Here is a 21,338-nt window from a genome sequence, read left to right as displayed (position 1 = left end):
ACCATAAACATAAGTAGGTTAAGTTCATGGTAGATTTGGGGCAAAAAAAGGTGGATATCTTATCCGCCTTTTTTTATGTCCAATTTCTAATACCTCCCAAATACACTTTTATCCCAAGCACCTCTAACTTTATAGAATTTAAGGAAAAACAAGCTGGTTCTCCAGCGCCTGCTCTATTTCAAAAAAATAGAATTTGTATAAGCCGGCCATGAAAGCTGTGCTGATTTTTACCCCCAATGCCGTTTCTTTTTAAAGCTTATATTTTGCTCCAAGGACAAAAAATTACTTTAGAAATAGTTATATCTATGTATCATGTACTCTGCGGCCAAAGAAATTTATAAAAGCTGCATTAAAGTATATCCTATAATCAAAAAAGCTGCTTCCAGTTAAGAAAGCAGCTTTTTCAAACTCTAACAATTAATAAACTATTTTTCTTTTGCATATCGGCTTCCAACCTCTTTCCAGTCAATCACATTAAAAAATGCGTCTATATATTCAGGTCTTTTATTTTGATAGTTTAGGTAATAAGCGTGTTCCCAAACATCAAGTCCTAAAATAGGTGTTCCGCCACAACCAATTTCAGGCATTATTGGATTATCCTGGTTTGCGGTAGAGCAAATTTCCAGTTTCCCACCTTCATGCACGCATAACCAGGCCCAACCAGAACCAAACTGTCCTGCTGCGGCTTTGGAAAATTCCTCTTTAAAAGCTTCAAAAGAACCAAAAGCATTGTCTATAGCTTTAGCCAGTTCTCCTTCTGGTTTTCCACCACCATCAGGCGACATAATTTCCCAGAATAAAGTATGGTTATAATATCCTCCACCATTATTTCTAACAGCTTTATTAGAAAGGTCTAGGTTTTTTAATATATTTTCAATGGTTTTTCCTTCAAGATCAGAACCTTCAATAGCAGCGTTTAATTTTTTGGTATATCCGCCATGGTGTTTATCATGATGAATTTCCATGGTTTTTGCATCTATATGTGGTTCCAGCGCGTCGAACGCATAATTTAATTTTGGTAGCTCAAATGCCATGATAATATTATTTTTAGTGATTAGTATTAATTTCTTCCCTCAAAGTTAGGTATTAAGGGACTTTCAGGAAATAATTTAGTGTTATAAAATCCTTAAAAGCTCAGGCTTTTTAAAATTCAATCTTATTTTATATTTAATTTGAAACCAGTTTTAAAACAAACCAGGATTGAAAAACTCCTTTACTATTTACAACGCCTCTGCCGGCTCCGGGAAAACTTTTACCCTTGTTAAAGAATACCTTCTGCTGCTATTTGAATCCAGCCGAAGGGAGGAATACCGCAATATTTTGGCTATTACTTTTACCAACAAGGCGGTAGATGAAATGAAGAGCCGAATTATTGATAGCCTTTATGCATTTTCTTCAGAAGAAATTCCCGCGAAGTTCCAGGGTCTTTTTGAAGCGGTCTCTAAAGAATGCCAGCTCAACCGGACCGAAATTAAAGAGAAAGCCGGGAACATCCTAAGGGCTATTATCCACAATTATGCAGCTTTTGAAGTTTCTACCATAGATGGATTTACCCACCGCGTACTGCGAACGTTCGCTAAAGACCTGGGCCTGCCAGTAAATTTTGAAGTGGAGCTAAGCCAGGAAGATATTTTAGTGGAAGCTGTGGAGAGCCTGGTGAGCAAAGCCGGAACAGATAAAAATCTCACCAAAATTCTTCTGGATTTTACGCTGAATAAAACCGATGATGATAAAAGCTGGGATATTACGAGGGACCTTTTTGAAATTTCCCGGCTGCTCATTAACGAAAATAACCATGCCGCCTTAACCCTGCTGCGTGGTAAAAGCACCGCAGATTTTCAAAATTTTGATCAAAAGCTTAAAGAGGTCACGGCGTTTGCCAGGGAAGAAATAGCAGAAGCCGCAGGTTCCTTCTTTCAGCTCATCCAGGCAAATAATATTGAAGAAAAAGACTTTACCCGCGGCTCGGTTCCAAAACATTTTAAAAAACTTCAGGATGCTGAAGCCGTAAACTTTAACACCCAGTGGGCGGAGAATATTGCTGAAGACCAGCTGTATGCAAAATCGCTTTCCGCAGAAAAAAAAACAATTCTTGACCAGCTGCAACCCAAAATAGTACAGTTGTTCACAACTTCTAAAGAGAATTATTTTAAAGTGGAGTTTTTGGAAGAAGTAAGGAAGCGCCTCGTGCAGCTTTCCTTGCTTAATGCCATAAACCAGGAAATTGAGACGATAAAAAAGGAACGGAACCTTGTGCTTATTTCGGAATTTAACCCCCAGATAAGCGCACAGGTTAAAGACCAGCCGGCTCCCTTTATTTATGAACGCCTTGGTGAGCGTTATAATAATTATTTTATAGACGAATTCCAGGACACCTCCCAGATGCAGTGGGAAAACCTGGTTCCGCTTATTGATGCCAGCCTGGCCCAAATTAATGACGAAGCTCCATCCAGCCTCATGCTGGTAGGGGATGCCAAACAGTCTATATATAGATGGCGCGGTGGTAAAGCGGAGCAGTTTATAGATTTAAGCAATAAAACCAATCCGTTTTCTACGGCCAAAGAAGTAATTGATCTTCCGGCAAATTACAGGAGTCACCAGGAAATTGTACAGTTTAATAATGAGTTCTTTGGTTTTGCCGCCGGCTTTCTTCGCCATCCCGACTACCGAAGGCTTTTCGAGAAAAGTGCTCAGAAAACCACCACAAAAAAAGGGGGATATGTAAATATCTCTTTTCTTGAAGCCAACACCCGCGAGGAAGAATTTGAAAAATTTCCTGAAAAGGTGCTGGAAATCATCAAAAATCTTGAAAGTAAAAAATATAAAAATGGGGATATTTGCATCCTTACAAGGAAGAAAACAGAGGGAATTGCCATTGCTAAACATTTAAGTGAAAGAGGCATCGCGGTGGTTTCTTCAGAAACCCTGCTCATCTCCAATTCTCCTGAGGTCAATTTTATTGCAGATCTTCTGTTGTTTTCCCTGCATCCCGATGATGACTTGTTAAAAGTATCTATTTTTGAATACCTTCAGGAAAAATTCCATTTTGAGGATCCGCATCAGGTAATTTCCAATAATCTTGGCCGGAACGGCGAAGATTTTTTTACAGGGATGAAGAAAGAAAATATGGACTTCAGTCTAAATAAGCTGCTTAACTATTCCCTTTACGAGGCCGCAGAATACTGCATTAGGTGTTTTGATCTTATGGATGGTTCTGATGCTTACCTGCAGTTCTTCCTGGATTTTATTTATGAAAACAGCCAAAAAGCCGGAGTAGGGATTTCTGAGTTTCTGGAAATCTGGCAGCGGGAAAAGGACAGGCTTAGCATAGTGGTGCCTCAGGATGAGAATGCGGTGCAAATTATGACCATTCATAAATCAAAGGGCCTTGAGTTTCCGGTGGTGATCTATCCCTTTGCAAACTCTGATTTTAGTGATACCAAAAGAGACAACCTCTGGCTGGAAATGGAAGAACCTATCCGTGAAATTCCGGTGAGTTACCTTAGCGCTTCCAAAAAAATGCTTAACTGGAATCCAAAATCCGGCAAATTATATGAAGAGTTGCTGCATCAAAAAGAACTGGACACGCTTAACGTATTTTATGTTGCCTGCACCCGCGCTTCCAAACAGCTTTATCTCCTGTCCAACCTGGACGTCGATAAAAAAGGAATTGCGAAAACCAGTAAAATTTCAGGTTTATTAATTGAATTTCTAAGGAACAAAGGGCTTTGGAAGGAAGAGGAAAAGAATTATGAAATAGGACATCTTCAGGAAGCAGAGATTCCTCCGCCTCAGGAATCGGAAACCTTTTATCAGAAGCATTTTTATTCTTCAGCTACAGAAAATAAAGCGGTGAATATAGTTACCCGCTCTGGTTCTTTATGGGATACCAGACAACAGGGGGCCATAGAAAAAGGGGAAATTGCACATGGGATCCTGTCGAAGATAAATTCTTCAGAAGATGTTGAACCCGCTTTAGAAGAAGCGGTAACAGACGGATTAATAACTTCTGAAGACCTGCCGGAAATGCGGGATTTATTAAATAAAATTTGCAAACATCCCGCACTTGCCCTCTATTTTACTTCAGAAACGCAAAACCTTAATGAAAGGGACCTGCTTACTTCTGAGGGAAAACAGCTTCGGCCAGACAGGATTGTATTAAACGGCACGGCATGTATTCTTATTGATTATAAAACCGGCGTATTGGCTGAAGCTCATAAAAATCAGCTTAATAACTATGCTGAAGTTATGGAAGAAATGGGTTACAGGGTAAAACATAAAATCCTGGTTTATATAAATGAAGAGGTTAAGCCCCTGTTTATATAAAAGAAATGTAATTTTGTAAAAAACGAAGCACATGTACGGAAAAATAAAAGAATATTTAGAAAACGAGATAGAAGAAATTAAAGAGGCCGGGCTTTATAAAAAGGAACGGATTATTACCACTCCTCAGGATGCCGTAATTAAAATATCCACCGGCCAGGAAGTGATTAATTTTTGCGCAAACAATTATCTGGGGCTTTCTTCCCATCCGGAAGTAATCCAGGCAGCTAAGGACACCATGGATACCCATGGTTTTGGCATGTCCAGCGTTAGGTTTATTTGTGGGACTCAGGATATCCACAAAGAACTGGAACATAAAATAGCCGATTTTTACGGGACAGAAGATACTATTTTGTATGCTGCGGCTTTTGATGCCAACGGCGGGATTTTTGAACCTTTGCTTACCAAAGAAGACGCTATTATTTCAGATTCCCTTAATCACGCTTCTATTATAGATGGGGTGCGCCTTTGCAAAGCGGCCCGTTACCGCTACCAGAACAGTGACATGGAAGATCTGGAAAAGCAGTTAAAAGCCGCCAATGAAAATGGTGCAAGATTTAAAATAATTGTCACAGATGGTGTTTTTTCTATGGACGGCCTGGTAGCCCCGCTCGACAAAATTTGCGACCTGGCTGAAAAATATGATGCCCTGGTTATGATAGACGATTGCCATGCTACCGGCTTTATTGGCGACATGGGAATTGGTACCCTGGAAGAAAAAAATGTTCTGGGAAGGGTAGATATTATTACCGGAACCCTTGGGAAAGCTCTTGGAGGAGCCATGGGTGGCTATACCACGGCTAAAAAAGAAATAATTGAAGTACTGCGGCAGAGGTCCAGGCCGTATTTGTTTTCCAACTCCCTTGCTCCTGCCATAGTAGGTGCTTCTATTAAAGTTTTTGAGATGCTGGAGAAGGATGATTCCCTTAGGAAGAAGTTAAAGGAAAATACCGTATATTTCAGGAACAGTATTAAAAAGGCAGGATTTGATATAATTGAAGGAGACGCTGCCATTGTTCCGGTGATGCTTTACGAAGCAAAGCTCTCCCAATTAATGGCAGAAAAGCTATTGGAAAAAGGAATTTACGTAATTGGTTTCTTTTATCCTGTAGTGCCTAAAGAACAGGCGAGAATAAGGGTTCAGCTTTCTGCAGCGCATCAAAAGGAACACCTGGATAAGGCCATACAAGCTTTTATAGAAGTGGGAAAAGAATTAAATGTCATTTAAGAAAAATGGACAAGAAAGTATTTAAAATTACCGCTTATTTTTTGCGAAAATCATGCGCAAACCGCCGCTATATAAGGATCTATTAAGAAAACTTTATTATTTCTTTCTTTGTTAATGTGCATGAAGCACATACTTTTGCTTACAGTTAACACTTAAAACTAAACTATTGAATATGAAACATTTTAGCAAGTTCTTATTAGCTTCGATGTTGTTTCTGGGAATTACTTCTGTAAATGCCCAGGATGAAAACAACCCATGGGCTATAGGTATCCAGACCAATGCGGTAGACTTCTATCCAACGGGTGAAGATGCACCAGGTCAAGGAGGTTATTTTGACCATTATTTTCAAACAGATAACTGGAACATCCTTCCTTCTGTTTCAAGACTTACCGTAGGCCGTTACATAGGTGCAGGATTTGTTGCCGAATTCGCAGGATCTATAAACCAAATTGACCAGTTTGGTACAGAATCAATCCCTCAGCTTTCTTATTACTCTGCAGGACTTTCTGCAAATTATAGTTTAAGAGCATTACTTAATGACGGCTGGTTAGATCCCGTGATTGGTGTGGGTGGTGATTATGTGTGGATTGGAGATCAGGACTCAAGCGATCCTCAAAACTTTGATGGTGTTACCCTAAACGGAAAAGTTGGGCTTAACTTCTGGTTTTCAGACAATATCGCTTTAACAGTTGAATCTAATTACAAACACTCTTTTGAAACTGAAAGTGCTTCTCACTTTCAACACGCTGCCGGTATAAAATTCATCTTCGGAGGTACTGATACTGACGGGGATGGGGTTTATGATAAAGATGACGAATGCCCGGAACAGGCAGGTCTTCCTGAATTTAACGGATGTCCAGATTCAGACGGTGATGGGATAGAAGATCGCATGGATGATTGTCCAAACGAAGCTGGCCTTGCTGAATTTAACGGATGTCCTGATTCTGATGGAGATGGTGTACCAGATAATGAAGATGAATGTCCAGATGTTGCCGGTATGGCTTCAATGAATGGATGTCCTGATTCTGATGGAGACGGAGTTGCAGACAACGAAGATGATTGTCCTGATGAGGCCGGTCCTGCAGATAATAATGGATGCCCTGAAGAAGATACTGATGGTGACGGAGTAATCGATGATGAAGATGATTGTCCTGATGTTGCCGGTACAATGGCTAATAACGGATGTCCTGAACCAACTGCTGAAGTTGTTTCTGAATTAAATGAATATTCAAATACGGTACTATTCGACCTGAATAAAGCCACAATACGCACCGAATCTGAAGAAGCACTGAATTCTATTGCAGATATCATGATGGAATATCCAAATACAGTGTTCCATATTGAAGGGCATACAGACAGTACAGGAAGTGATGAGTATAATCTTCAACTTTCCAAAGAACGTGCTGCTTCTGTAAAAGATTACCTAACAAGTCATGGTATTCCAGAAAACAGACTTACCTCTCAGGGTTACGGCGAAACTCAGCCTATTGCAACCAACAGTACTGCTGCCGGAAGACAGGAGAACAGAAGGGTTGAAATCTCTTTAGACGAGGATAAGGAAATGAGGGATTCCTCTATGTAAGTTAATTTACGAGAATTAAATTTCTATAGAAAAACGCTCCGATTCGTCGGGGCGTTTTTTATTTTTATAACATGAGATCATTTATTAAAGAGGTGCTTGAGAAAATATTGGCTTCTGAAGAAAATATTTCAGAAGCCATTTTCATTCTGCCAAGCAAAAGGGCGGGAGCTTTTCTCCTTAACGAACTGGCAGGGCTTAGTAAAAAAAGTATTTTCGCCCCGCAAATTTTTAGCATTGAAGAATTTACTGAAAAGATTTCAGGCCTTAAAAGCGTAGACAATACTATTGCCATCTTCGAGTTTTTTGAAGTTTACCGCAACTGCACACCTAAGGAAGAACTGGAAGATTTTGAAACTTTTCTAAACTGGGCACAAACATTAATTCATGATTTTAATGAAGTAGACCGCTATCTCATCAACTATAAAGAGTTTTTTAATTACCTCTCCGAAATTCAGGACATTAACCACTGGTACCTTCAGAAAGAAAAAACAGAACTGGTAAAAAATTACCTTAGATTCTGGAATACCTTACCCACATATTATGAAGAACTGAAGCAACAGTTATTGTCAAAAAACCAGGGCTACCAGGGCTTAATTTATAGAGAAGCCGCTTCCAAAATTCATGATTACCTGCAGTATAATTCCCGGAAACATATTTTTATAGGCTTTAATGCCCTTAATGCTGCTGAAGAAGAGATCTTCCAGGCGATGCTGGAAAAAATGGCAGCAGAAGTATTTTGGGATATTGATGAAATTTTTCTGCAGGACCAGGAACATGGGGCTTCCCTGTTTATTAGAGATTATTTAAAGAAATGGCCATATTACTCCTCACGCCAAAAAAAAATTGCTGTAAAGGAATACGCTTCAGAAAAAAACATCAGCATTACGGGTGTTCCTAAGAATATTGGGCAGGCGAAATATTTGGGAGAAATCCTGGCCAATATGGAGCCTTCCCAGCTTCAGAAAACTGCAGTAGTGCTGGGAGAGGAAGACTTGCTTTTGCCGGTTTTAAACAGCCTCCCTCCCAATGTGGAAGCGCTGAATATTACCATGGGCTTCCCATTAAAAAACGCTCCGTTAGCTTCTTTATTTGAAAAACTTTTTCAACTTCACCTGCATACTGAAAAGGAATACTATTATAAAGATGTCCTGGCGGTCCTAAATCATCCCGCCGTTGCGGGGATTTCTGAAGTCCCGGTTGCAAAAATCAGAAAAAAAATCAACCGGCAGAACCTGGTATATCTAAGCCCCCGTGATTTTTCAGGCCAAACTCCCACAGAAAAATCTTCCCTTTTAAACGCCTGTTTTGGCTATTGGGAAGATTCTCCTGAAAAAGCTTTGGAAAATTTTCTGGACATCATACAGGTCATCAAAAAACAACTTAAGGCATCGGGAGATACCTTAGGGCTGGAATTTTTGTACCAGTTTCACGTGCTTTTTAACAAGTTGGAAAGTCTTATTAAGGAGTACCCTCATATTAAAAACATGAAAGCCCTTTACCATTTTTACAAAGAGATTATGAGCACGCAAAGTCTGGATTTTCAGGGAAAGCCATTCCAGGGGCTGCAGCTTATGGGAATGTTGGAGTCCCGCGCCCTGGATTTTGAAAATGTAATAATTACTTCTCTAAATGAAGGGGTGTTGCCGGCGGGAAAATCCAGCAATTCCTTTATTCCTTATGATCTCAAAAAAACCTATAAGCTTCCCACCTATCGAGAGAAAGATGCCGTATATACCTACCATTTTTACAGGTTACTGCAGCGGGCAAAAAACGTTCACCTGCTTTATAACATAGAAAGTACAGGCCTGGGTGCCGGGGAAAAAAGCCGGTTTTTAACACAGCTGGAGATAGAAAAACAACCGGCGCATCATTTCAAAAAGCAACTTATAGCGCCAAAGGTAAATGTAGCCACTACCGGCCCCCGTGAGGTTAAAAAAACAGCCGCGGTCATGGAACAGCTAAAAAATCTTGCTGCTTCAGGATTTTCACCTTCCGCATTAACCACATATATCAGAAACCCTCTCGATTTTTATCACCAGTATGTTTTAGGCATACGTGAACAGGAGGAAGTAGAAGAAACCGTGGCTTACAATACACTGGGAACCGTGGTACATGACACGCTACAGGAATTTTATGAACCCTTTGAAGATCACTTTTTATCTGAAAAAACTATCTTAGGAATGATGAAAAAAGTGGATTTGGCAATTAAACATCAGTTTCAAAAAACCTACACCCGGGCACCTATGGAAAAGGGCAAGAACCTGCTCATTTTTGAAGTGGCCAAAAGATATGTTTTGAATTTTCTGAAGTTTGAGCTTAAAAGAATAAAAGATGGAGGAGAAATTAAAATCTTGCAAATAGAACGTAATTTAAAAGCTACTGTAAAAATAAATCACCTCAATTTCCCGGTCTTTCTGCGGGGAAAAGTGGACAGAGTCGAAAATTTTAATGGTATTACCAGAATTATTGACTATAAAACAGGAAAGGTGGAACAGAATAAAATTGAAATTGTAGATTGGGAATCCATAACTACAGATTACGACAAGTACAGTAAAAGCTTCCAGGTGCTTTGCTATGCAACCATGCTAAATGCCAGCCAGGAGTTTATCCAGCCGGTGGAAGCGGGAATCATTTCCTTTAAAAACATGAAAGGTGGGTTCCTTAAATTTTGTAAAAAGGATAAACCCGGGCAAAGAAGCGGAAAGAAATCTTTTATAGACAACGAAGTTTTAGAAGCTTTTGGCCTGGAATTGCAGAAATTAATTGCTGAAATCTGCAATCCTGAAATTCCTTTTATTGAAAAAGAAATAAAACCAACATTCGGAAGCTATTGAGGCAAGCCGAAAAAAATTGTAGTGAAATGGAAATCACAAAGAAAAAGAACCTTGTTTTTAATGGAAAGCACGAGAAACCCATATTAGCCGATTATTATTTTAAGGCAGACAAAAAACCAAAACCTGTAATTATCTTTTGCCATGGCTACAAAGGCTTCAAAGACTGGGGTGGCTGGGATAAAATGGCTGAACGTTTTGCGGAAGAGGGTTTCTTTTTTGTAAAATTCAACTTTTCCCACAACGGCACCACCAAAGATAATCCTACCGAATTTTTAGACATTGAGGCTTTCGGGGAAAATAATTATACCAAAGAACTGGACGATTTACAGTCGGTAATAGATTCTTTGCTTTTGCCCAATTTTACTTATGCCCAGAATATAGATCCTGCGTCTATCAATCTAATAGGCCATTCCCGTGGTGGCGGCATTGCCATTATTAAGGCTTCAGAAGAAAAAAGAATTACCAAGCTTATCACTTTTGCTTCGGTGGCCGATTTTGGTTCGCGTTTTCCCGAAGAAGAGGTGCTTGAGGCCTGGAGAGAAAAAGGTGTTCGTTATATTACCAATTCCCGCACAAAGCAGCAGCTCCCGCACCATTACCAGTTTTACACCAATTTTCAGGAAAATGAAGAGCGGCTGAATATTAAAAACGCCGCCGAAAAACTGGAAATTCCGCATCTTATTGTACATGGTAGTAACGATACCAGCGTTTCTATAGCAGATTCAGGACAGCTTTTCGAATGGAGCCCTGCACCAAAACTTTTACTGGTAGAAAATGGCGATCATGTTTTTGGAATGAAACACCCGTGGAACGAGGAGGGGCTTCCAAAAGAATTTCAATACGTGCTGGACAACACTTTGGAATTTATTAAAACCGAAAACAAGGAATTGCACGAGGCTTACGGAGAATAGCATTTCCTGGTATAGTAGGCAGTAAAAGCAAAAAACCACTGGAAACCAGTGGTTTTTGTGGAGAATATCGGAGTCGAACCGATGACCTTTTGGCTGCCAGCCAAACGCTCTAGCCAGCTGAGCTAATCCCCCGTTTGAAGGGCAAATGTAATAATTTTCTTTAAATAAAGAAATCTTTTATTTTTTTCTGTTTCTATGATAAGAGTTGCTGTGGAAAAAGATCTCCCAAACATTAAAAAGCTTACAGAAGCCTGCGCCCGTGCCATGCAGGAAAAAGGAATTTACCAGTGGAACGAGCACTATCCTTCCCGGGAGCGACTGGCTGAAGATATTCAGAAGAAAGAATTGTATGTAAAGGATAAAGATGGAAATATCGAAGGGATTATTGTGCTCACAGATTTTATGGATGAAGAATATGTGCCTGTAAAATGGTTAACCCACAGCGGAAATAATTTGTATATCCACCGGGTGGCAACCAGGCCTGAAAAGTGGGGCTCTGGTACGGGAAAGGAGTTAATGGATTTTGCGGAAGAATTTGCCAAAAACCAGAAATATAAGTCGGTGCGGCTGGATACTTTCAGTTTAAATAAAAGAAACCAGAAATTTTACGAATCCCGCGGTTATAAAAGATTGGGGGATATTTATTTTCCGAAGCAGAGCAAAGCGCCTTTCTACTGCTATGAGTTGATTCTGTAAACTTTCAGAAGATGGGGAATCGTAATTGAAATGCTATATTAGCGGCTTAAATCTTTTCGTGGAAACTTCGGTAAGTTTTAAAAATATCAACAGGATTGCCATTCCCGCCATTATAGCAGGGATTGCAGAACCGCTAATTTCCTTAACCGATATTGCAGTGATAGGCAATGTGGGTGAAAATTCTGTAGAAGCTTTGGCCGCGGCGGGCATAGTTGGCTCTTTTCTTTCTGCCCTAATTTGGATTGTTGCGCAGACGAAAACGGCAATTTCAGCGATTGTTTCGCAACATCTTGGCGCAAACCGGCTTCATGCGGTAAAAACTTTGATTCCCCAGGCAATTACTTTTAATCTTATCTTCAGTTTACTCATTTACGCCATTACGGCTTTTTTTGCGGAAGCTATTTTCAGTGCCTATAATGCCGAAGGGCTTATACTTAATTATGCCCAGGAATATTATCAAATACGCGCCCTGGGATACCCTCTAACCCTGGTCACATTTGCCATATTTGGCGTTTTTCGCGGCCTGCAAAATACTTTGTGGGCGATGAAATGCAGTTTAACCGGTGCCGTAGTTAACGTGGCTTTAGATTACCTGCTGGTTTATGGAATAGAAGGTTTTATTCCTCCCATGCACCTTGCGGGTGCAGCATACGCCAGCCTTGCTGCCCAGGCGGTAATGTTCATTATGGCATTTTGGTTCTTTTTCAAAAAAACTCCGTTTCACATGAAACTGAGCTTTAAAATCAATCCTCAAATGCGTCCCCTATTGCTCATGGCAGCTAACCTTTTTGTGCGTACCGCTGCCCTTAATTTTGCCATTTATCTGGCCAATGCTTATGCCACAGATTACGGGAAAAATTACATTGCCGCCCAAAGCATTCTTATGAATATATGGCTGTTTTTCAGCTTTTTTATAGATGGTTACGCCAATGCGGGAAATGCTATTGGGGGCAGGCTTTTAGGCGCTAGGGATTATAAAAACCTATGGGAATTAAGCAAGAAAATAAGCCTTTACGCTGTTTTGATTGCCCTGATCTTAATGGCCATCTGCGGAATTTTTTATGATGAAATCGGCTGGCTTTTCAATAAAGAAGCAGGCGTACTGGCATTGTTTTCTTCCGCTTTCTGGATCGTTTTAATCATGCAGCCGGTAAATGCAATTGCTTTTATGTTCGACGGAATTTTTAAAGGCCTGGGCGAAGCAAAATATCTTCGGAATGTATTATTAGTGGCTACCTTTCTTGGTTTTACTCCTGCCCTTCTAATTTCGGATTACTTCGGATTAAAATTATACGCGATCTGGATGGCTTTTTTTGTATGGATGCTTATAAGGAGCAGTGCCCTTGTTATTCAATTCCGAAGAAAATATTTAAATAAGGAAGTCTAATTTTCCCAATTTTCAGTCTATTCTTTTTACCTCTTAATGCTCCTCCTCTTTTTACAAGGGGAGGTGGCCATAGGCCGGAGGGGTTTAGACAGGCTAAAAAATTGCACTTTATCATGCTATATTGAGTAACAATTATAATATTCTCCTTTATAGTTATAAATTTGAGAAAATAGAATTAAAAATGACTACCACACGCGAGAACGGAAGCTTATATACCAAAATTGAAAATAAAATTGCCACGCTGGAATTTGGGCATCCTGCCAGCAATTCTTTCCCTTCAGAACTTCTGGAAAGGCTGGAAAAGGAAATTAATAAACTCTCAGAAGATGAAAATGTAAATGTGATCATCCTGAAATCTGAAGGAGAAAAGGCTTTTTGTGCCGGCGCCTCTTTTGATGAACTTATGGCGATAGAAAACCTGCAGCAGGGGAAATTATTCTTTTCGGGTTTTGCCAGGGTGCTTAATGCCATGCGAAAATGTAAAAAACTTATCCTGGGCCGCATACAGGGAAAAACTGTGGGTGGCGGCGTGGGCCTTATTGCCGCCTGCGATTATGCCATGGCCACAGATGCAGCCGCGATTAAATTATCAGAGTTAGGCATTGGCATTGGCCCATTTGTAATTGCCCCGGCAGTGGAGCGTAAAATAGGAACCGCAGCGCTGGGAGAATTGAGCCTGGCGGCGCATGAATGGAAAAATGCCTATTGGGCCAAAGAAAAAGGCTTATACGCCAAAGTCTTTGAATCTATAAAGGATCTGGATAATGAAGTTGAAATTTTTACTGAAAAACTGGCTTCGTATAATCCCCAGGCCCTTCTTGAAATGAAAAAGATTTTATGGAAAAATTCTGAAAACTGGGATCATCTTTTGGAAGAAAGAGCGGCGATTTCAGGAGCGCTTGTACTATCAGATTTTACCAAAAACGCACTTTCTAAATTTAAAAAGTAAATCATGCTCAAATTTGAAATTGCCCTCACTTCAAATCCCGATAACTGGGCGTATAAAATGGGATATTTTGTAGGCCAAAACTACATTTTTATTGCTGCAACCGTCCTGGTAGCCCTTATTGCCATAGTATATTTGATAATAAGGAACAGGAAAAAGCATGCAGAGACAATTAAGTGAAAATCTTATTCCGTAAGAACAGCATTTTATAAATCCTTTGTATCTTGTGTATCTTGGTTGTTGAGTGGAGAGTTCAGCGAAAATCATATCTGCGCAATCTGCGGAAGAAAAATGGGAAGATTGTAAAGTGGAAACTCCGGGGAAGTTCAAGAAGAAAACCACAACCCCACAACCCAAAACTTATACTTGGTAACGTACAACTAATATTGGCAACAGAAATTCTAATAACAAAACCATGATTATTCTCCAGGAACATTTACCGCAGGTACGCGATGCCACCGAAGAAGAAAACTGGGGCTTTACATTATGGGAATTTATTACCGGAAACTGGATCTACCTCCTTGCAATTTTATTTATTCTGGCGGTTTTCTTCTATGCGCGGTACAACTGGAGAAAAAGGCACGAGCAATGACGCAGCAGGACACCCCTTCTGAAGAAACCTGGGAAATTTTGAGTTTTTTAAGCGGCTATGGTTTCTGGCTAATTATTGCCCTTATTCTTGTTTTTGTGGTTTTCTATAAAAAATTCCGCAAATAACTTATCTTGTTTTAAGCCACCCGGTAATGCTAAGCCTTTCCTGTTTTACCGGTTTTACCTCATGTTCCAGTAACTGGCTTTCAAAAATCACCACTCTTCCCGGGAAAGGGAAAAAGCTTTCTGAAGTTTCCTCTCCATTTTTCTCTTTATAAATTACCAGTTCCCCGCCATTTTCCGGTTTCCAGTCTTCCTGGTTCAGGTAGCAAACAAGTGATAACTTCCTTCTGCCGTCATTTTGAAAAGTATCCAGGTGGCGCTTGTAAAAAGTCCCTTCAGGATATAAAGCATAATGAAATTCTTTGGTAAGAATTCCCAAAAAGCAGGTTTTATTCAAATAATCTATAAGAGAATTAATTTTATTGAAAAACAAATTTTCCGCCGGGCCGGCTTCCGCTTCGTTCAGCCACAGTATAAAATCTCCCCGTACCGATTTTTTAACAATTTCATTAGTGCGGTTACCAATGGCAGCTTTTTTGAAATTATCCTCTTCATATTTTAAATGCAAAGAATTGCGGAGCGCTTCCACTTCCTCCAAATCAAAAAAAGAATCGATTACCGAATATTGCTTTTCCAGCAAATCGGTTATAATCTGCTCATAAAGCGGAATTTCTCTAAACTCCAGCTGCTCAAATAATTCTTCTGTTGCACTTTCCATAGCGAAATAAATTTTGCAAATATATATTAGAAAATGATGGGATATATAAAAATTTTAAGCCCTAAAAAACCTTTATCTTTGCAACAAATTCAATAAAGGATGAGCAAAATAAGGATTACCAAGCAATTCTCTTTTGAAACCGGCCATGCCCTTTACGGGTACGATGGCAAGTGCCGCAATGTTCACGGCCACAGTTATAAACTTGCCGTAACGGTTATTGGCGAACCTATAAATGATGATAAGAATGTAAAATATGGCATGGTGATCGATTTTGGGGACCTCAAAAAAATCGTGAAATCTGAAATTGTAGATAAATTTGATCACGCCACTGTGTTTAACAAAAATACGCCGCACCTGGAACTGGCCGAAGAGCTAAAATCCCGGGGCCACCACGTGATTTTGGTAGATTACCAGCCCACCAGCGAAAATATGGTGACAGACTTTGCCGAAAAAATCAAAAAGCACCTGCCTTCCCACATTGGTTTATTCTCCTTAAAACTGCAGGAAACCGAAACTTCTTTTGCCGAGTGGTATGCTTCCGATAATAATTAGGGCGCAGCCCATACGGGCCCGGGCTATCCGCTTTTAGTCCCGCGAAAAGCGGGAGCTAACCGCTGCTATCCCTTGCGCAACCTCCCCGGCCTACGGCCACCCTGCCCCAGTGCTGCACTTTATTTCCTTAAGATCGCAATTAGAAAAAAATTTGTAATCATAGCTCCTTCCCTTTAAAGGGAAGGTGGATTAATCTTTGAAAGAAGATCAAGACGGAAGGGTAAATAGTGAAAAATCATCCAAACAACATCGCAAGACGATAGCCGAAGCAATTTGCTAATAATTGTTGCAAACATTGTTCCTGCTAAAAATTAAAAAAATTGCTTCGCTCTACTGTGTTTCGCTCGCAATGGCAACACTAATGAAACTACTGTTATGCCGATTTAAAGCTCCTTCCCTTTAAAGGGAAGGTGGATCTTCGAAAGAAGATTAAGACGGAAGGGTAATATAGAAAAGAGCACCAAACAATTCCATAATCGCAGTCTCCAAACCTAAAATATTTATCTTTACGCTCCAGAATACACTGTATGAAAATCCCGGAAGGCAAAAAAATCTATTTTTCCAGCGATAACCACCTTGGCGCTCCCACCAGGGAAGACAGCAGGCCACGGGAATTAAAATTTGTAAAATGGCTGGACGAAATAAAACAGGACGCGGCGGCCATTTTCTTAATGGGAGATTTATTCGATTTCTGGTTTGAATATAAACATGTAGTTCCAAAAGGCTTCGTACGCACCTTAGGAAAACTCGCTGAAATTAAAGACAGTGGTATTCCCGTTTATTTCTTTGTGGGCAACCACGATTTATGGATGGACGATTATTTTGAGGAAGAACTTAATATTCCCGTCTATCATAAACCCCAGGAATTTGAATTTAACAACAAGAAATTCCTCATTGGCCACGGGGATGGACTTGGGCCCGGCGACCACGGTTATAAAAGGATGAAAAAGGTCTTTACCAATCCGTTTTCAAAATGGCTCTACAGGTGGCTTCACCCGGATCTTGGCGTGCCGCTGGCACAATATTTTTCAGTGAAAAACAAGATGATTTCAGGAGATGAAGACCAGGAGTTTTTAGGAGAACACAAAGAATTTCTAATCCAATACTGCAGGCGAAAACTGGAAAAAAAACATTATGATTACTTTTTATTCGGGCACCGGCATTTACCAATGGAATTCAGGTTAAGTGAAACTTCTCTCTACATTAATACAGGCGACTGGATTAATTACTACACCTATGCAGTTTTTGACGGGAAAGAACTAAAATTAGAAAAGCTTGAAAATCAAAAAAATTAATTCCAGCAAATTTCATCAACATAGTTTCGAAGATTTACCTTAAATAAGGTGCCTTCAACAAGATCGGAAATTTCTTCCAGTTCCTGCCTTGTTAAGGCAAAATCCATTTTCAGCAAAGGTGATTTCACTAAGATACTCCTGCAGCTTTTCTTATCACATTTGCAGTAGTTATGCTGGGCCGCAGTTCTTATATTTCCTGAAAACTGGATAAGCTCCTCCTTTCGCAGGTAAAACCCCATATCTTTAAACACAAGCTGGATCCGGTTTGGATCGGCATGCAAATCGGGATTTCGCCACCTGAAAGCGATGCCAAATTTGTTGTGGTAAATTACATCTACATCTTCCATCCTTGAATGTATTTCTCCAAAGATAAAATTATTATTTAAAATGAATCTAAATAGAAGTAGTTTATTCAGAAATATCCTTGAGTTTTAGCTGCAGGGAAACAGTGCCATTATATTCATTTTCATCTATGGCATACACGGCTTTAAAAATTTTATTTTGAGCAATAATTTCCAGTTTTTTACCTAATCCAAAACCAATAACATTAAAAACAGGCTTTTTCCCATCCTGTTTTACCTGGCATTTTAAGTGGCTGTCCTCTGCGCCCACACATTTTCCAAAGCCGGTATCCCTAAGATTTTGGGTAAGGAAAACAGGGGACATATTACCAGGCCCAAAGGGCGCAAATTGTTTTAATATCCGGTAAAATTTTGGGGTGATCTCCTCCAGGTCTATTTCGGCATCAATAGAAATTTCAGGAATGAGCAGGTTTTTATCTATAGTTTCAGCAACCACTTCTTCAAACTTTAATTTAAAATTTTCATATTCCGAAACCAGAAGGGTGAGGCCGGCAGCATATTTATGACCGCCGAATTGCTCAATGTGCTCTTTACAGGATTCCAGCGCATCATAAACATCAAAACCTTTTACGGAGCGGGCAGAAGCCGCCAGTTTGTCTCCGCTGCGGGTGAAAACCAGGGTAGGCCGGTAATAGGTTTCGGTAAGGCGGGAAGCCACAATACCAATAACTCCTTTATGCCAGTTTTCCTGGTACACCACGGTGGTAAGCCGTTCCTGCTCCTGCAATTCTTCTATTTGAGCGAGTGCTTCAGCGGTAATGGTTTTATCGGCGTCCCGGCGATCGGAATTATAATTCTCGATTTCTGCCGCAAATTGTATAGCAGTCAATTCATCTTCTTCAGTTAAAAGATTTACCGCATGTTGCCCGTGTTTCATCCTGCCGGCAGCGTTAATACGTGGCGCAAGGATAAAAACCACATCGGTTATGCTGATTTTTTCCTTTTTCACCTGTGCAAGAACAGCTTTAAAACCTGCCCGGGGTGCCACGTTAATCACATTCAGTCCATGGTAGGCCAGTATGCGGTTTTCGCCGGTTATGGGCACAATATCGGCTCCAATAGCGGTAGCAACAAGGTCCAGGTAGGGCAGCAGGATTTCGGTTGCCAGTCCCTTCCTGGCTGCAAGCGCCTGGATTAACTTAAATCCCACCCCGCAACCGCAAAGTTCTTTATAAGGATATTCGCAATCTTCCCGCTTAGGGTCCAGAACAGCTACCGCAGAAGGAATTTCGGTTCCGGGACGGTGGTGGTCGCAAATAATAAAATCTACACCTTTTTCTTTAGCGTAAGCTACTTTTTCAACCGCTTTAATGCCGCAATCCAAGGCAATGATGAGGCTTATATCATTATCTGCGGCAAAATCTATCCCTTTATAAGAAATACCATAACCTTCATCATACCTATCCGGGATATAGGTGGCCACATTGGTGGAAAATCTCTTCAGGAAAGAAAACATAAGGGCAACACTGGTGGTACCATCTACATCATAGTCGCCATAAACCAGTATATTTTCTTCATTTTTAATTGCCTTCTCAATTCTTTCCACGGCCATATCCATATCTTTCATAAGGTACGGGTCATGCAAATCCCTGAGAGAGGGCCTGAAAAATTTCTTTGCTTCTGCAAAGGTTTCAATTCCCCGCTGTACTAAAAGAGAAGCTATGGGTTTTCCTACGCCAAGGCTTTTTGCCAGCTCGGCCACGGTCTGTTCATTAGGTTTCGGTTTAAGGGTCCAGCGCATTTCCATAAGGAATTTGGTGAATTAAGGTAGTAAAAGAAAAAGGATTATTTGGGCTGGAGCGCCTGTTCTTTAAAATGAATTCCGTCCCAGCCGTATTGCATGAAATTTCGGATATTTTGGTGGGAATCCCCTGCAGGGTTTTTAAGAACCTGTTCAAAATATATTTCCCCAAAACAAGCAAGGCTTTGTGCTTTATCCAAACCATGCATTTGTGCAAAAGAAAAGATTTTACAACTGCCGTTATTTTCACCTGCCGCATTTTCAATTTTGCCGTTTGTAAAAGCAACAGGTTTAAAATGGTAGTTTTCATCTATAAGTTTTATGGTTTGCTCAAAAGTATTCTCCTGAGGCTTTTCTTTTAAACCACTAATAAATTCTTCTGTTTTCATAATAAAATTTGCTGCGAAGATGCCAATAATTATTAGTGAGGCACAAAAATATCCATTTTAATATACTCTTTTTTATGCTTATTTTACCCTCATAAAATTCGCGATGGAAAAGATACAGGGACAATTTGTAGATATTGAGGCAAGGGATATTTTCCCTGCTGAAATTAGTATAAGAGATGGCAAAATAGCCAAAATTGAAAGGGCAGCCCATAATGTTAAAAATTACCTTATGCCGGGCTTTACAGATGCCCATATACATATAGAAAGTTCTATGCTGGTTCCTTCAGAATTTGCAAGGCTGGCGGTATTGCACGGTACTGTTGCAACGGTGTCTGATCCTCATGAAATTGCCAATGTGTTGGGAAAAGAGGGTATTGAATTCATGATTGAAAACGGGAAAAAAGTGCCGCTGAAATTCCATTTTGGAGCGCCTTCCTGTGTACCCGCCACCGAATTTGAAACCGCCGGCGCAGAGCTGAATGTTGATGATATAAGAGACCTTATGACTTCTCCGGATATTTATTATCTGGCAGAAGTGATGAATTACCCGGGCGTCCTGGCGGGAAATTCAGAAATCATGAAAAAAATAAACTGGGCCAGATACTTTAAAAAACCAGTAGATGGGCATGCTCCTGGATTGCGGGGAGAAAGCGCCTGGAAATATGCCGCGGCAGGTATTTCTACAGATCATGAATGCTATACTTATGAAGAAGCCAGGGAAAAACTTTCTTTGGGAGTAAAGGTAATTATAAGGGAAGGCAGCGCGGCTAAAAATTTTGATGCGCTTATAAATCTGCTGCCCCAAAATTACGAAAACATGATGTTTTGTTCTGATGATAAACATCCTGACGACCTGTTGCTGGGGCATATAAATGAACTTTGTGCCAGGGCAGTTAAAGAAGATATTGATGTATTTAAAATACTAAAGGCGGCCTGTATAAATCCTGTGAAGCATTATAATCTTGAGGTAGGGCTGCTCCAAGAAGGTGATGCTGCCGATTTTATTGTGGTGGAAGATTTGAAAAATTTTAAGGTCCTGCAAACCTTCATTAATGGAGAAAAAGTAGCCGAAAATGGCCAGTCTTTTATTCCTTCTGTAGAATTTGATAAACCCAATAACTTCCATACTTCCATAAAACAGCCCGAAGAATTCGAGGTTAAAGCTGATAAAAAAGACTTAAAAGTAATTGAAGCTGTAGATGGCGCTTTAATCACCAATGAACTTCAACAGCAGGGATTAATTAAAGATGGCAAATTTATTGCCGATGTGGAAAATGATATTTTAAAGATCACGGTGGTAAACCGTTATGAAAATGCGCCCCCAGCCGTCGCTTTTATTAAAAACTTCGGCCTTAAAAAAGGAGCTATTGCCAGCTCTGTGGCGCATGATTCTCATAATATCATTGCCGTGGGAACTTCAGATAAGGCATTAGCCAACGCGGTAAACCATATTATTGAAAACAAAGGAGGAATTTGTGCGGTAGAAGATGAAAAAGCGAAGGTTCTTCCCCTGCCCGTTGCCGGGATAATTAGTGATAAAAACGGCTGGGAAACAGGAAAGCTTTACCAGGAAATCGATGCTATGGCCAAAGAGCTGGGCAGCACCCTTAAAGCTCCTTTTATGACACTCTCTTTTATGGCTTTGCTGGTAATCCCGGATTTAAAACTTTCAGATAAAGGCTTGTTCAGCGGGAAAAATTTTGAGTTTGTAACACCATAA

At 40.2% G+C, this 21,338-nt stretch carries 19 protein-coding genes and 1 tRNA gene; 14 read left to right on the top strand and 6 right to left on the bottom strand.

The genetic code is table 11. From position 1 onward, the window contains the following. Nucleotides 1–425 precede the first annotated feature (425 nt). Nucleotides 426–1,034, bottom strand: a complete 609-nt coding sequence (locus AB8M93_RS12370; protein WP_373058097.1) for a superoxide dismutase — start codon at nt 1,032–1,034, stop codon at nt 426–428. 166 nt (nt 1,035–1,200) lie between these two features. On the opposite strand from AB8M93_RS12370, the gene AB8M93_RS12365 reads away from it, so the two are divergent. The 5 genes from AB8M93_RS12365 to AB8M93_RS12345 all read left to right on the top strand — a co-directional run bounded on the left by AB8M93_RS12365 (nt 1,201) and on the right by AB8M93_RS12345 (nt 10,878). After that, complete coding sequence (locus AB8M93_RS12365) at nt 1,201–4,326, top strand: UvrD-helicase domain-containing protein (RefSeq protein ID WP_373058095.1); 3,126 nt, start codon at nt 1,201–1,203, stop codon at nt 4,324–4,326. 31 nt (nt 4,327–4,357) lie between these two features. After that, the gene (gene kbl / locus AB8M93_RS12360; protein ID WP_373058093.1) at nt 4,358–5,551 is read left to right on the top strand and encodes a glycine C-acetyltransferase; all 1,194 of its coding nucleotides are present in this window, start codon (nt 4,358–4,360) and stop codon (nt 5,549–5,551) included. 172 nt (nt 5,552–5,723) lie between these two features. Further along, nucleotides 5,724–7,133 (top strand): OmpA family protein, encoded by a 1,410-nt coding sequence (locus AB8M93_RS12355; RefSeq protein ID WP_373058091.1) that lies wholly within the window; start codon nt 5,724–5,726, stop codon nt 7,131–7,133. Nucleotides 7,134–7,204: 71 nt separating this feature from the next. Continuing rightward, nucleotides 7,205–9,967 (top strand): PD-(D/E)XK nuclease family protein, encoded by a 2,763-nt coding sequence (locus tag AB8M93_RS12350; RefSeq protein WP_373058089.1) that lies wholly within the window; start codon nt 7,205–7,207, stop codon nt 9,965–9,967. 26 nt (nt 9,968–9,993) lie between these two features. Beyond that, the gene (locus AB8M93_RS12345; protein WP_373058087.1) at nt 9,994–10,878 is read left to right on the top strand and encodes an alpha/beta hydrolase family protein; all 885 of its coding nucleotides are present in this window, start codon (nt 9,994–9,996) and stop codon (nt 10,876–10,878) included. A gap of 58 nt (nt 10,879–10,936) precedes the next feature. On the opposite strand, the gene AB8M93_RS12340 is transcribed toward AB8M93_RS12345, so the two are convergent. After that, nucleotides 10,937–11,010, bottom strand: a tRNA-Ala gene (locus AB8M93_RS12340). Nucleotides 11,011–11,088: 78 nt separating this feature from the next. Here AB8M93_RS12340 and AB8M93_RS12335 point away from each other — a divergent pair. The 6 genes from AB8M93_RS12335 to AB8M93_RS12310 all read left to right on the top strand — a co-directional run bounded on the left by AB8M93_RS12335 (nt 11,089) and on the right by AB8M93_RS12310 (nt 14,624). Beyond that, nucleotides 11,089–11,574: a GNAT family N-acetyltransferase gene (locus AB8M93_RS12335; protein WP_373058085.1), complete on the top strand. Its 486-nt coding sequence runs from the start codon at nt 11,089–11,091 to the stop codon at nt 11,572–11,574. A gap of 58 nt (nt 11,575–11,632) precedes the next feature. Next, nucleotides 11,633–12,961 (top strand): MATE family efflux transporter, encoded by a 1,329-nt coding sequence (locus AB8M93_RS12330; RefSeq protein WP_373058083.1) that lies wholly within the window; start codon nt 11,633–11,635, stop codon nt 12,959–12,961. A gap of 181 nt (nt 12,962–13,142) precedes the next feature. After that, entirely contained in the window at nt 13,143–13,910 is a 768-nt protein-coding gene (locus tag AB8M93_RS12325; protein WP_373058081.1) for an enoyl-CoA hydratase/isomerase family protein, read from the top strand. A gap of 3 nt (nt 13,911–13,913) precedes the next feature. Continuing rightward, nucleotides 13,914–14,087 carry a hypothetical protein gene (locus AB8M93_RS12320; RefSeq protein ID WP_373058079.1) on the top strand — a complete coding sequence of 58 codons (174 nt, stop codon included), beginning with the start codon at nt 13,914–13,916 and terminating at the stop codon, nt 14,085–14,087. Between the two features lie 235 nt (nt 14,088–14,322). Further along, entirely contained in the window at nt 14,323–14,499 is a 177-nt protein-coding gene (locus AB8M93_RS12315; RefSeq protein ID WP_373058077.1) for a hypothetical protein, read from the top strand. Then, nucleotides 14,496–14,624 carry a hypothetical protein gene (locus tag AB8M93_RS12310; protein WP_373058075.1) on the top strand — a complete coding sequence of 43 codons (129 nt, stop codon included), beginning with the start codon at nt 14,496–14,498 and terminating at the stop codon, nt 14,622–14,624. Before AB8M93_RS12315 ends, AB8M93_RS12310 begins: the two co-directional genes overlap by 4 nt. 1 nt (nt 14,625) lies before the next feature. Here the strand turns inward: AB8M93_RS12310 and AB8M93_RS12305 are convergent, their stop codons facing one another. Beyond that, entirely contained in the window at nt 14,626–15,279 is a 654-nt protein-coding gene (locus tag AB8M93_RS12305) for a 2OG-Fe(II) oxygenase (RefSeq protein ID WP_373058073.1), read from the bottom strand. A gap of 99 nt (nt 15,280–15,378) precedes the next feature. Between AB8M93_RS12305 and AB8M93_RS12300 the strand changes: the two genes are divergently transcribed. Next, entirely contained in the window at nt 15,379–15,831 is a 453-nt protein-coding gene (locus AB8M93_RS12300) for a 6-pyruvoyl trahydropterin synthase family protein (protein WP_373058071.1), read from the top strand. A 527-nt stretch (nt 15,832–16,358) separates the two neighbouring features. Then, entirely contained in the window at nt 16,359–17,126 is a 768-nt protein-coding gene (locus tag AB8M93_RS12295) for a UDP-2,3-diacylglucosamine diphosphatase (RefSeq protein ID WP_373058069.1), read from the top strand. Here the strand turns inward: AB8M93_RS12295 and AB8M93_RS12290 are convergent. From AB8M93_RS12290 to AB8M93_RS12280, 3 genes are all read right to left on the bottom strand, one after another. Beyond that, entirely contained in the window at nt 17,123–17,473 is a 351-nt protein-coding gene (locus tag AB8M93_RS12290) for a hypothetical protein (protein ID WP_373058067.1), read from the bottom strand. The two genes, AB8M93_RS12295 and AB8M93_RS12290, sit on opposite strands and share 4 nt — an antisense overlap. Nucleotides 17,474–17,534: 61 nt before the next feature. Next, complete coding sequence (gene recJ, locus AB8M93_RS12285) at nt 17,535–19,229, bottom strand: single-stranded-DNA-specific exonuclease RecJ (protein WP_373058065.1); 1,695 nt, start codon at nt 19,227–19,229, stop codon at nt 17,535–17,537. 44 nt (nt 19,230–19,273) lie between these two features. Continuing rightward, on the bottom strand, nt 19,274–19,618 hold the full coding sequence (locus AB8M93_RS12280; RefSeq protein WP_373058063.1) for a HopJ type III effector protein: 345 nt from the start codon (nt 19,616–19,618) through the stop codon (nt 19,274–19,276). A 103-nt stretch (nt 19,619–19,721) separates the two neighbouring features. Here AB8M93_RS12280 and ade point away from each other — a divergent pair, with 103 nt between their 5' ends. Then, nucleotides 19,722–21,338, top strand: a complete 1,617-nt coding sequence (gene ade / locus AB8M93_RS12275) for an adenine deaminase (protein ID WP_373058061.1) — start codon at nt 19,722–19,724, stop codon at nt 21,336–21,338.

The sequence above is a fragment of the Autumnicola aciditolerans genome (assembly GCF_041679265.1).
Taxonomy (GTDB): domain Bacteria; phylum Bacteroidota; class Bacteroidia; order Flavobacteriales; family Flavobacteriaceae; genus Autumnicola.
This window is presented reverse-complemented; position numbering and strand designations above follow the sequence as displayed.